Annotated in this window: 7 protein-coding genes; 4 read left to right on the top strand and 3 right to left on the bottom strand. The window is 63.7% G+C overall.

Annotated features, from left to right (window positions below; all coding sequences use genetic code 11):
• The first annotated feature begins 39 nt into the window (after positions 1-39).
• On the top strand, positions 40-1,872 hold the full coding sequence (locus tag PPA02S_RS16685) for an ABC transporter ATP-binding protein (protein ID WP_028635451.1): 1,833 nt from the start codon (positions 40-42) through the stop codon (positions 1,870-1,872).
• Positions 1,873-1,877: 5 nt separating this feature from the next.
• Here the strand turns inward: PPA02S_RS16685 and PPA02S_RS16680 are convergent, their stop codons facing one another.
• On the bottom strand, positions 1,878-3,005 hold the full coding sequence (locus PPA02S_RS16680; protein ID WP_028635450.1) for a GNAT family N-acetyltransferase: 1,128 nt from the start codon (positions 3,003-3,005) through the stop codon (positions 1,878-1,880).
• Positions 3,006-3,267: 262 nt separating this feature from the next.
• On the opposite strand from PPA02S_RS16680, the gene PPA02S_RS16675 reads away from it, so the two are divergent.
• On the top strand, positions 3,268-4,512 hold the full coding sequence (locus PPA02S_RS16675) for a putative porin (protein WP_028635449.1): 1,245 nt from the start codon (positions 3,268-3,270) through the stop codon (positions 4,510-4,512).
• A 125-nt stretch (positions 4,513-4,637) separates the two neighbouring features.
• Here the strand turns inward: PPA02S_RS16675 and PPA02S_RS16670 are convergent, their stop codons facing one another.
• Both PPA02S_RS16670 and hrpA read right to left on the bottom strand, forming a co-directional pair.
• Entirely contained in the window at positions 4,638-5,759 is a 1,122-nt protein-coding gene (locus PPA02S_RS16670) for a beta-ketoacyl-ACP synthase III (protein ID WP_028635448.1), read from the bottom strand.
• Positions 5,760-5,912: 153 nt separating this feature from the next.
• The gene (hrpA, locus tag PPA02S_RS16665) at positions 5,913-9,818 is read right to left on the bottom strand and encodes an ATP-dependent RNA helicase HrpA (protein ID WP_028635447.1); all 3,906 of its coding nucleotides are present in this window, start codon (positions 9,816-9,818) and stop codon (positions 5,913-5,915) included.
• Positions 9,819-10,296: 478 nt separating this feature from the next.
• On the opposite strand from hrpA, the gene PPA02S_RS16660 reads away from it, so the two are divergent.
• Both PPA02S_RS16660 and PPA02S_RS16655 read left to right on the top strand, forming a co-directional pair.
• Entirely contained in the window at positions 10,297-11,661 is a 1,365-nt protein-coding gene (locus PPA02S_RS16660; protein ID WP_028635446.1) for a glutamine synthetase family protein, read from the top strand.
• Positions 11,662-11,685: 24 nt separating this feature from the next.
• On the top strand, positions 11,686-12,993 hold the full coding sequence (locus PPA02S_RS16655) for an NAD(P)/FAD-dependent oxidoreductase (protein ID WP_028635445.1): 1,308 nt from the start codon (positions 11,686-11,688) through the stop codon (positions 12,991-12,993).
• Positions 12,994-13,013: the final 20 nt, after the last annotated feature.

Raw genomic sequence — 13,013 nt, 5'->3', positions numbered from 1 at the left:
CGCCGCTTCGCGGCTGGATGAACAGGAGTTGCATCGCCCATGCTGTACCGTCGTTTCGAACAACTGATCGATATTTTCCGCGACGCCCCGAGCGAGGCACCTCCCAGCCGCGTATGGCCCTTCTACCTGTATTACCTGCGCCAGGTCTGGCCCAGCTTCCTGGCGCTGCTGGTGGTGGGCCTGGTGGCCTCGTTGATCGAGGTGGCCATGTTCAGCTTCCTCAGCCGCATTATCGACCTGGCCCAGGGCACACCGAATACCCGTTTTTTCAGCGAGCACAGCGGCGAGCTGGTGTGGATGCTAGTGGTGGTACTGGTGTTGCGCCCGCTGTTTTTCGGCCTGCATGACCTGCTGGTGCACCAGACCATCAACCCGGGCATGACCAGCCTGATCCGCTGGCAAAACCACAGCCACGTGCTTAAGCAGAGCCTGAATTTTTTCCAGAGCGACTTCGCCGGGCGCATTGCCCAGCGCATCATGCAGACCGGTAACTCGCTGCGCGATTCTGCGGTGCAGGCAGTGGATGCACTGTGGCACGTACTGATCTACGCCATCACCTCGCTGGTGCTGTTCGCCGAGGCAGATTGGCGGCTGATGCTGCCGTTGCTGGCGTGGATCGTGGGGTATATCGCGGCGCTGTTCTACTTCGTGCCGCGGGTGAAGGAACGCTCGGTGGTTTCTTCCGATGCCCGCTCCAAACTGATGGGGCGCATTGTCGACGGCTACACCAACATCGCCACGCTCAAGCTGTTCGCCCATACCGACCATGAACAGCAATATGCCCGCGAGGCCATCAGCGAACAAACCGAGAAAACCCAGCTGGCATCACGGGTGATCACCAGCATGGACGTGGTCATCACTACCCTCAACGGCCTGCTGGTGGTGGCAACCACGGGGTTGGCGCTGTGGTTGTGGAGCCAGTCGCTGATCACCGTGGGCGCTATCGCCCTGGCCACCGGCCTGGTCATCCGCATCGTCAACATGTCGGGTTGGATCATGTGGGTGGTCAATGGCATCTTCGAGAACATCGGCATGGTCCAGGACGGTTTGCAGACCATTGCCCAGCCGGTCACCGTCACCGACCGCCCCGATGCCCCGCCCCTGAAGGTTAGCCGGGGCGCCGTGCGCTTCGACAACGTGGGCTTCCACTATGCCAAGGCGGCCAATGTGATCGAGGGGCTGAACCTAGATATTCGCCCTGGTGAGAAGATCGGCCTGATTGGCCCCTCCGGCGCGGGCAAGTCGACTCTGGTCAACCTGCTGCTGCGCCTGTACGACCTGCAGGCCGGGCGCATTCTTATCGATGGCCAGGACATCGCCGAAGTCAGCCAGGCCAGCCTGCGAGCTCAAATCGGCATGATCACCCAGGACACCTCGCTGCTGCACCGCTCCATCCGCGAGAACCTGTTGTACGGACGCCCCGAGGCGAGCGACGCCGAGCTGGACGAAGCGATGCGCCGCGCCCGCGCCGATGAGTTCATCCCGCAACTGTCGGATGCCCAGGGGCGCACCGGGCTGGACGCGCATGTGGGCGAGCGCGGGGTGAAACTGTCTGGCGGCCAGCGCCAGCGCATTGCGATCGCTCGGGTGCTGTTGAAGAATGCGCCCATCCTCATCATGGACGAGGCCACTTCAGCGCTGGACTCGGAAGTGGAAGCGGCCATTCAGGAAAGCCTTGAAACGCTGATGCAGGGCAAAACGGTCATTGCCATTGCCCACCGCCTGTCGACCATTGCCCGCATGGACCGGCTGGTGGTGCTGGACAAGGGCCGTGTGGTCGAGGTGGGCAGCCACAGTGAACTGCTACAGCAGCAGGGCTTGTACGCGCGGCTGTGGCATCACCAGACCGGCGGCTTTGTCGGGGTCGACTGACCCCTTCACCCCTGACGAAACGGCAACATGCCTCGCGCCTCTTCGGCATAGGCCATCACACCCGCACGCTCCTGCACCAGAAACTCGTCCACCGCACGGCGCAACCCCGGGTGCAACAGGTAGTGCCACGAATGGGTCAGCACAGGCTCGAAGCCACGTATCAGTTTGTGCTCACCCTGCGCCCCGGCATCGAAGCGTTGCAGGCCCTCGGCAATGGCGTAGTCCATACCTTGGTAGAAACAGGTTTCAAAGTGCAGCCGGTCGAATTCGTCCAGGCAACCCCAGTAGCGGCCAAACAGGCTGCCTCCGCCCACCAGGCTTAGGGCCATGGCCACGTCCCGCCCACCTTGGCGCGCTATCACCACGCGCAGCGCCTGGGGCATACGTGCGGCCAACAGGCTGAAGAATTCACGGGTCAGGTACGGCGCGCGGCGGCGCACCGCGTAGGTGTTGGCGTAGCACAGGAACACGAAGTCCCACTGGGCTTCCGTCAGCTCATCGCCCCGGTACCAGCAGAAGTCGATGCCTTGCCCTGCCACCTGGTCACGCTCCTTGCGCATCTGTTTACGCTTGCGCGAGCTGAGGCTGTCGAGAAAATCCTGAAAATCACGGTACCCCTTGTTCTGCCAATGAAACTGGCACCCCAGGCGCTCCAGCCAACCGGGCAGCCCGGCAAATTGCTCATCCAGCGCGGTGTCGGTGAAATTCACATGCGCGCTGGATAGCCCCGCCTTGCCCAGGTACTCCGGCAGCGCCTGCAACAGCAGCAAGCCGTCGGCCGCATCCGCCGCCAACAACCGCGGCCCGCTTACCGGGCTGAACGGCACGGCGCCCAGCAACTTGGGGTAGTAGGCAATGCCCGCCCGTTCGCAGGCATCTGCCCAGCCGTGATCGAACACGTATTCGCCAAACGAGTGCCATTTACGGTAAGCCGGCAGCAGAGCCCGCACCTGCCCGTCGCGCTCCAGCACCAGGTGTTCGGCGGCCCAGCCGGTGGCACGGGCGACACTGCCACTGTCTTCCATGGCACTGAGAAACGCGTGGCTTAAAAACGGCTGGCCATCGGGCACCAGGGCATCCCAGGTGGCCGCAGGCAGATCACGCAGTTGAGCAAGGCTGTACAGGCTGGTCACGATTTTGGCTCACGGCAGAGAGGTACCCAGTATCCCCAAGGCAGGCGGACGACTCAAATGGTGAACGCCCGGCAGACCGTAAAACACCTGATCACTTAACAACAGTGCCACCATTCCGACATTAATCTGTCACCCGCCCCCGCAATACTTGCGCCTGTTTTCCGGAACACCAGAACCTGTCTATTCAGGCTCTTTCCGGGGACATGCCAACACAAGGGCGGGCGCTTGGGCGTCCCCCATCTTATTCAGTAGGGAGAACCTTATGCGTCTTGTTTCTACACTTACCGGAGTGAGCCTCACCGGCATGATGCTGGCTCTGAGTACTCCGGCCAGTGCGGCCGTCGACGCCAAGCTGCTCGAAATGCTCCGCGCCAACGGCTCGATCAACCAGGCGCAGTACTCCGAGCTGCAGGCGGACCTGGCTCAAGAAACCAAGGAAAAGGCCGCTCAGAAAGCTCAGTCCGACCGGATGAGCTCCTTTGAACAGAAAGTGGCATGGGCCGCCAAAACCCAGGTCAAGGGTGACGTTCGCCTGCGTTACGAAGACGTCAACGTTGACCACCCGATCTCGCGCAGTGGCAACCAGGACCGTGAGCGTGTGCGCGCCCGTATCGGCTTCTACAGCGAGATCAACCCACAAGTGGATGCAGGCGTGCGTGTGGCCACCGGCAGCAGCGCCGATGCCCGCTCCACCAACCAGAGCCTGGACAACTACTTCGAGAAGAAATCGCTGTGGGTCGACCTGGCCTACCTCGACTGGCACCCCACCGCCGTGCCTAACCTGCACCTGATCGGCGGCAAGATGATGCAGCCGTGGGTAAGCATGGGCGACATCATCTGGGACAGCGACATCAACCCAGAAGGCGTGGCCGCCACCTACAAGACCAACCTGGGCGCCGCCGAAGTGTTCGGCAGCATCGGCCACTACAACCTCAAGGACAACGTAGACGGCGACGGCGTGCAGTTCAAACACGACGCCCAACTGTACGCGGCCCAGCTGGGTACCAAGTTCAACGCGGCTGATACCGTCAAGGTCACCGTGGGCGGCAGCATCTACGGTTACGACAACGACAAGGCCTCTGCTGCCCTGCGTTCGCTGGGCAACACCACCAACGAGTTCAACCTGGTGGAAGGTTTCGGCCAGGTGGACTTCACCGGCTTCGCCATCCCGCTGTCGGCCTACGGCCAGTTCGTCAAGAACACCGAAAGCACCGATGGCAAGGACAAGGCCTGGCTGGCTGGCTTGAAGAGCAAGATCGGCGCCTGGAGCCTGGACTACAACTACCGCGACGTGCAGCGTAACGGTGTGGTGAGCCTGTTCACCGACTCGGACTTCGGCAACGGCTTCACCGGTTCCCGTGGCCACAAGTTCAAGGTGGGTTACGAAATCGACAAGAACTTCGCCCTGGGCGCGGCCTACATGATGGCCAAGACCGACTACTCCAACCTGCCCAACAGCAATGCTGATGTAGACACCCTGCAGGTAGACCTGGAAGCCAAGTTCTAAACCGAATGCCCCTCTGCTTCACTTGAAACGGGAAACACCGAACCCCATCCGGTGTTTCCCGTTTTTTTGTGTGTAACGCCTGTGCCGGGCTTGGTCCGCGACAGGCGTAGCAAGCGCAGAAAGGATCAGCGCTTGCGCAAGATCACGCTGCCAATCGAATACCCCGCCCCAAACGAACTCAACACCCCCAGCGAGCCCTTGGCCAGGTCGTCCTGATACAGGTGGAAGGCAATCACCGACCCTGCCGAACTGGTGTTGGCATAACGGTCCAGAATCACCGGCGCGTCTTCTTCGGCCACTTCACGCCCCAGCAGCTTCTTGACGATCAGGTGGTTCATGCTGAGGTTGGCCTGGTGCAGCCAGAAGCGCTTCACATCGCCGGGCTGCAAGCCATTTTCCTGCAGGTGCTCCCCTACCAGCTCAGCCACTTTAGGGCAGACCTCGCGGAACACCTTGCGCCCTTCCTGGATGAACAACTTGTCGGCGGCACCCTCGCCCTCGTCAGCCGCACGGTTAAGGAAACCGAAGTTGTTGCGGATGTTGTTGGAGAACTCGGTCCACAGCTTGCTGCTGACCACATCGAACTGGTGGTTGGAACTGGCCTGGTCGGCACGCTCGAGCAGTACTGCAGTGGCCGCATCGCCAAAAATGAAGTGGCTGTCACGGTCGCGGAAGTTCAGGTGCCCGGTACACACTTCCGGGTTCACCATCAGCACGGCCCGCGCTTGCCCCAAGGCCACGCTGTTGGCTGCCGTCTGGATACCGAATGTGGCGGAGGAACAGGCCACGTTCATGTCGAAGGCAAAGCCCTGGATGCCAAGGGCCTGCTGCACCTCGATGGCGATGGCCGGGTAAGGCCGCTGCAGGTTGGAGCAGGCGACGATGACCCCGTCGACATCGGCCGGTGTACGCCCGGCACGCTCCAGTGCCTGGCGCGCTGCCGCCACCGCCATTTCGCAGAGCACCGACGGCTCGTCGTTGCTACGCTCCGGCAGGCGCGGCTTCATGCGTTGCGGGTCGAGGATGCCGGCCTTGTCCATGACGAAGCGGCTCTTGATGCCAGAGGCTTTTTCGATGAAGGCAGGGTCCGACAAGGGCGCCGCTTCGACCTCACCGCGCTCGATGGCAGCGGCGTTGTCCTGGTTGAACTGCTGCGACCAGGCATTGAAGGACGCCACCAGTTCTTCGTTGGAAATGCTCTGGGCCGGGGTGTACAGGCCGGTGCCGCTGATCACGACATTATGCACGGTGGTTCCTCTGGTCGAAGGCCACCGCCACTGGGCGCTGGCTGGAAACATGACAGGTAGTGGCACTTTAGTGCCAATTATAAAACGAGGGCTTTGCCTCAAGGGGCCGCGGGCGGCCCCAAATTGCCTCAATAGTGCCACAAGTCTGGAAGTTTAGCCTTCCACCTGGCTCCATTGCTTGCTCAGGCGCTTGTCAGAAATCGGCACCTTGGTACCCAACTGCTGGGCGAACAGCGACACGCGATATTCTTCCAGCCACCACCGGTAAAGCGTCAGCTGTTCGTCGCGCTTGCCTTCCTGGGCATGCTTGTCGGCCCGCGCCTTGTATTGCGCCCACAGGTTGGCCAGCTCACCGCTCCACACCCGGTCTTTCTGCACCTGCGAGCCGAGTTTCTCCAGGCGAAGTTCCACCGCCTTGAGGTACCGGGGCAGTTCCTTGAACCAGGCCGACGGTGTTTCGCGAACAAAGCCTGCGTACACCAGGTTGCCCAGTTGCTGCTTGATGTCGTTCAGCGCCACAGCCTGGCTCAGGTCAATCTTGCCCTTGAAGCGCTTCTGCAGCCCGTGCCACAGCTTCAGCACCTCCAGCGTCTGGCGTGCCAGGCGTTCGGCGTGTTCGGCCCAGTTGCCACGCTTGCGTTCAGCCAGCGCCGCCAGCGCGGCGCCATCACGCGGCAGGGCCTGCTCACCCTCAAGCACGCAGCTGTCCAGGCTCGCCAGCAGGATGTCCTCGACCAGCGCTTCCACCCGGCCCAGCTCGCGGTACAGCAAGCCCAGTTCGGTCAGCCCCGGCAGCTTGCCGCGCAGGAACTTGGCCGGTTCGGCCAGTTGCTGCAACAACAGCCGCTGCAAGGCGCGACGGTGCTGGAACTGGGCTTCGGCCTGGGTCGAGAAACGCCCTTCGCGCACCGCGCCCTGCTCCTCAACCAGCGCGGGGTAAACCGTCATCGACAGGCCGGCGATGTTCTGCTGGGCCGTTTGCTTGACCTCATTGAACGCTTTGGCCTGCACCGGTTGGTCACCCTTGGCGTCACGCGGCACGGCCAGCGCAGCCTGGCTGGCGGCGGCAAAGCGTGCCGTCAGCTCGGCCAGGTCACGGCCTTCGCCCAGGAACTTGCCCTGGCCGTCGACCACTTCGATGTTCATGCGCAAGTGGCCTTCGACCAGGTTGATCGACTCCTCCCAGGCCTCGTCCGACACCCGCGCACCGGTCATGCGCAGCAGTTCATGGCCAAGGGCCTGGGGCAGCGCACCCTGGCCGAAGGCCATGCGCGCCAGCGCGGCCTTGACGAAGTCGGGCACCGGCACGAAGTTCTTGCGCAGGGCCTTGGGCAGGTTGCGCACCAGTGCCACGCACTTGGCCTCCAGCAAACCGGGCACCAGCCATTCCAGGCGCTCGCCCGGCAGGCTGGGCAGCAGCGGTGCCGGCACCCGCACGGTCACGCCATCGCGGGCGTGGCCCGGCTCGAAGTGGTAGCTCAGCGGCAGGCGCAGTTCGCCCACCTGCAGGCTGTCGGGGTACTGCGCAGCGGTAACTTCACTGGCCTCACGGGCCAGTACGTCTTCCTCGCGCATGATCAGCAGGTTGGCATCCTTCTGGCTGCCCATGCGGTACCAGCTGTCGAACGTGGCGGCCTGGTGGATCTCGGCTGGCAGGCGCGCTTCGTAAAACCCGTACAGCGTTTCTTCGTCTGCCAGAATGTCCCGGCGCCGGGCCTTGGCTTCCAGTTCATCCAATTCTTCAAGCAGGCGCTTGTTGGCCGCCAGGCACTTGGCCCGGGACTGGATCTCGCCGCCCACCAGGCCCTCACGGATGAACAGCTCGCGCGATGCGACAGGGTCGATGGGGCCAAAGTGAACCGGCCGGCGCCCTACCAGGATCAAGCCGTACAGGGTGATCTGCTCGTAGGCCACCACTTGCCCGCGCTTCTTCTCCCAATGGGGTTCGAAGTGGTTCTTCTTGATCAGGTGCCCTGCCAGGGGTTCGATCCAGTCCGGCTCGATACGGGCAACCACCCGCGCATACAGCTTGGTGGTTTCCACCAGCTCAGCCGCCATCACCCACTGCGGGCGCTTGCGCCCCAGGCCCGAGGACGGGTGCACCCAGAAGCGCCGCTGACGTGCCCCCTGGTAGTCACCGTCTTCGGTCTTGTGGCCAATCTGGCTGAGCAGGCCACTGAGGATGGCCTTGTGCATCTTCGGGTAGTCACACGGTTCTTTGTTTACCGTCAATTGCAGCTCGCGGCAGATCAGCGCCAACTGCCGATGGGCATCGCGCCACTCACGCAAGCGCAGGTAATTCAGGAACTGCTTGCGGCACCAGTTGCGCAACGGGTTGGCGGTCAAGGCCTGGCGTTGTTCCTCGAACCCGCGCCACAGGTTCACCAGTGCAGCAAAGTCCGAATCCACATCCTTCCACTGGGCGTGCGCCTGGTCTGCCGCTTGCTGGCGCTCAGGCGGGCGCTCGCGCGGGTCTTGTACCGACAGCGCACTGGTGACGATGAGCACTTCCTGCAGGCTACCCAGGCGTGCACCCTCGAGCAGCATGCGGCCCAGGCGCGGGTCGATGGGCAAGCGTGCCAGCTGGCGGCCGATGGGCGTGAGCTGGTTCTCGCGGTTGACCGCCGACAGTTCCTGCAACAGGTTGAAACCGTCGCTGATGGCCTTGCCATCGGGTGGCTCGATGAACGGGAACGCATCGATGGCGCCCAGGCGCAGGTGCAGCATCTGCAGGATCACCGCCGCCAGGTTGGTGCGCAGAATCTCCGGGTCGGTAAACGCCGGCCGGCTGTTGAAATCCTCTTCGCTGTAGAGGCGCACACAGATGCCTGGTTCCACCCGGCCACAGCGGCCCTTGCGCTGGTTGGCGCTGGCCTGGGACACCGCCTCGATGGGCAGGCGCTGCACCTTGGCGCGGTAGCTGTAACGGCTGATACGCGCGGTGCCGGTATCGATCACATAGCGTATGCCGGGCACGGTCAGCGAGGTTTCCGCAACGTTGGTGGCCAGTACCACCCGGCGCCCGGTGTGGGGCTGGAAGATGCGCTGCTGCTCGGCCGGCGACAGCCGGGCGTAAAGCGGCAGAATCTCGGTGTGGCGCAACTGGGCCTTGCGCAGGATCTCCGCGGCGTCGCGAATCTCCCGCTCGCCCGGCAAAAAGATCAGCACATCGCCTGGCCCCTTGCCTTCGGCGCGCTCATGCTGGGCCAACTCGTCCAGGGTGGCGAGGATGGCCTGGTCGACGGTGAGGTCGTCCTCGATCCGGTTGCCTTCCTCGTCCTGCTCACTGGTCAGCGGCCGGTACCAGGTGTCCACTGGGTAGGTGCGCCCGGACACCTCGATGATCGGCGCACCGTCGAAGTGCCTGGAGAAGCGCTCCAGGTCGATGGTCGCCGAGGTGATGATCAGTTTCAGCTCGGGGCGGCGGTGCAGCAGGGTCTTGAGGTAGCCAAGCAGGAAGTCGATGTTCAGGCTGCGTTCGTGGGCTTCGTCGACGATGATGGTGTCGTAGCGCTCCAGAAAGCGGTCATGCTGGGTTTCAGCCAGCAGAATACCGTCGGTCATCAGCTTGACCAGCGTGTTGGCATCGCTCTGGTCCTCGAACCGCACCTGGTAACCCACCAGGCCGCCCAGCGGCGTGCCGAGTTCCTCGGCCACCCGGGCCGCCACACTGCGCGCAGCAATACGGCGCGGCTGGGTGTGGGCGATCAGGCCATGGCTGCCGCGGCCCAGTTCCAGGCAGATCTTGGGCAACTGGGTGGTTTTGCCCGACCCGGTTTCGCCGGCAATCACCAGCACCTGATGCTCGGCCAGCGCCTTCTTGATTTCATCGCGCTTGGCCGCGATGGGCAGGTTGTCGTCGTAGCGCACCGTAGGCACGCTTTGCTGGCGCGCGGTGGCCTGGGCGCAGGAGGCCTGCACTTTGTCCACCCATTGCGCCAGCTTTGCCTCATCGGGGCGCTTGCGCAGTTCGTGCATTTGCCGGCGCAGGCGATGGCGGTCGGCAATCATGGCGTGGTCGAGGTTTTGCAGCAGTTTGTCGATGGCGTGGTCAGTCATGGGGCTTTTGAGTGATGCAGGTGAGCCTGCTTTTTCATGATCGGCATGCGGAAAGTGGGTGGATTGTCGCAGATTTGCGGGTTTTCTGCTGCCTGTACAGGCCCTTTCGCGGCTGAACCGGTCCCCACACGGTGCCGCCCAGCCAGCCTGAATGTTTAGCCATGCCCAACGTAAAGGTCGCCATTCACTGCTTTAATCACCCCAACACCGCATGTGAGTATCAAAGGCATGACCCCGTTCCAGCCCAGCAACCCGCCATCGCCCCGCCCTTCGCTGCCGAAGGCCAGGCGCCGTGCCGGGGAAAATCCGCTGGTGCATGTCATCCTCGCCTTCTGGGCCTTGTGGCACTGCCGTCACGCCCGCCCGCCGGATACCTCGCTTACGCCTCTGTGACCCAAACCGGCCACACCCTGGCCGATTGACTCAGTTGGGCCGCTTGCCAGCGCGGCGGCCCCGTGCGCCCGCGAGCGACTTCATCATGCACTTTGCCCCTGTAGAGCAGGCCAACCGTTTTCTGGCCGACAACCCCGATATCGAACTGTTCGAGCTGTTCATCCTCGACGCCAATGGCGTGCCCCGCGGCAAGCTGCTGCACCGCGATGAACTGCTGGCCGTGTACCAGAGCGGCCGCCCACTACCCAGCACTATCCTGGGCCTGACCCTCAATGGCGATGACGTGGAGAACTCCGGCCTGGTGTGGGACGTGGGCGACATCGACTGCCGTGCCTACCCCCTGGAGAACAGCCTGGTGCGCCTGCCTTGGCGGCGCATACCCACCGCTGCGGTGCAGGTGAGCATGCACCCCGACGACGGCCTGCCTGCCAGCGTCGCCGACCCGCGCCATGTGCTGGTACGCACTGTCGAGGCACTCAAGGCCGACGGCTATCACCCGGTGATGGCCTGCGAACTGGAGTTCTACCTGCTCGACCAGCAGCCCGATGCCCAAGGCCGCCCCCAGCCTGCACGGGACACGGACGGCGGCCGACCGCGCACCACGCAGGTATACGGGCTGCGCGAGCTGGAGCAGATCGAGCCGTTTCTGGCCGACCTGTATGCAGCCTGCAAGGCCCAAGGCATTCCGGCGCGTACAGCGATTTCGGAGTACGCCCCTGGGCAAGTGGAAATCACCCTGGAGCACGGTGAAGCGCTGCAGGCCATGGACCAGGCGGTACGCTACAAACGCCTGGTGAAAGGTGTGGCCCATGCCCACGGCATGCAGGCCTGCTTCATGGCCAAGCCGTTCGCGCAACTGGCCGGCACCGGCATGCACATGCACCTGAGCCTGGCCGATGACGCCGGCCATAATCTGTTTGCCAGTGAGGACAAGGCCGGCACCCCACTGCTGCGCCAGGCCATCGCCGGCATGCTGCGCCACCTGCGTGATTCGCTGCTGCTGTTCTGCCCCAACGCCAACTCGTTCCGGCGTTTTCAGGCCAACAGCTATGCGCCGCTGGCCCCTACCTGGGGTGTCGACAACCGCACAGTGAGCCTGCGGGTGCCGGGAGGCCCTGCGGCCAGCCGGCACGTGGAGCACCGGATCTGCGGTGCCGATGCCAACCCCTACCTGGCTGCCGCGGCGATCCTCGCCGCCACCCACTGCGGTATCCGCGAGCAGCTCGACCCGGGCGCGCCGGTGCAAGGCAACGGCTATGCCCAGGCCACCGAACACCTGCCTACCGACTGGCTGACCGCCCTCGATGCCCTGCAGCATTCACGTTGGGCCCAGCAGGCGCTTGGCGAGCAGTTCCTTGACGTGTACCTGAAGGTCAAGCGCGCCGAGTACCGCCAGTTCATGGCCGAAGTCAGCGAGCAGGACTGGCGCTGGTACCTGCACCAGGCCTGAGCCCCCATCAAACAAGGAATTGCCATGAATGCAGCATTGAACAAGGGCCCGGCGCAGCGCGCACCGTCCTACTACAGCGCCACCCTCAACGACCACACGCAGTACCCCCAGCTTCAGGGCACGGTGCAGGTGGACGTGGCGATCATCGGCGGTGGCTTCACCGGTGTGGCCACCGCCGTGGAGCTGGCCGAGCGCGGCCTGAAGGTCGCCATCATCGAAACCCACCGCATTGGCTGGGGCGCCAGCGGGCGCAATGGCGGCCAGGTCACTGGCAGCCTGTCTGGCGACGAAGCCATGCGTTCGCAAATGCGCCAGCACCTGGGCGCCGAGGTGGACGACTTCATCTGGCACCTGCGCTGGCGCGGGCACCAGATCATCGAGCAGCGCGTGGCGCGCTACGGTATCGATTGCGACCTCAAGCATGGCCACCTGCACGCGGCCATGAAGCCATCGCACCTGCGGGAGTTGCATGCGTTCCAGGCCGAGGCCCAGCGCCGGGGCATGGGCGATCAGGTGCACATGCTCGACCAGGCCGCCGTGGCAGACCACCTGCAAAGCCCGCTGTACCTGGGGGCGCTGAAAAACCTGCGCAACCTGCACCTGCACCCGCTCAACCTGTGCCTGGGCGAAGCACGGGCTGCCCATGGCCTGGGCGCGCTGGTGTTCGAAAACTCCGAGGTGCTGGACATCGTGCACGGCCCGCGCCCGGCAGTGGTCACCGCCCATGGCCGGGTGGAAGCGCGCCAGGTGATGCTGGCCGGGGACGTGTACCACACGCTTGAAAAGCGCCAGCTCAAGGGCAAGATTTTCCCGGCCATGGGCGGCATCGTCACCACGGCGCCGCTGGGCGAGCTGGCCGAGCAGATCAACCCGCAGGACCTGGCCGTGTATGACTGCCGCTTCGTGCTCGACTACTACCGGCTGACCGCGGACAAACGGCTGTTATTCGGCGGCGGTGCCAATTATTCCGGGCGGGACTCGCGGGATATCGAAGGTGAGTTGCGGCCTTGTATCGAGCGCACGTTCCCGGCGTTGAAAGGCGTACCCATCGAGTTCCAGTGGAGCTGCGCCATGGGCATTGTGGTGAACCGCATTCCACAACTGGGCAAGCTGTCGGGCAACGTCTGGTACTGCCAGGGGTACTCGGGGCACGGTATTGCCACCAGCCACATCATGGGTGAAATCATGGCCGAGGCGTTGACCGGTACGCTGGAACGGTTCGATACCTTTGCCCAGTGCAAGCATGTGCGTGTGCCGATGGGGGACTTGCTGGGCAACCCGCTGCTGGCAGCAGGCATGTGGTACTACCAGATGCTGGAGAGATTGCGCTGATCGAAGGGCGATGGGCTGCG

This window comes from Pseudomonas parafulva NBRC 16636 = DSM 17004, from assembly GCF_000730645.1.
Lineage (GTDB): Bacteria > Pseudomonadota > Gammaproteobacteria > Pseudomonadales > Pseudomonadaceae > Aquipseudomonas > Aquipseudomonas parafulva.
The sequence above is the reverse complement of the archived record's forward strand: the minus strand, read 5'-3'. Positions and strand labels throughout refer to the sequence as shown.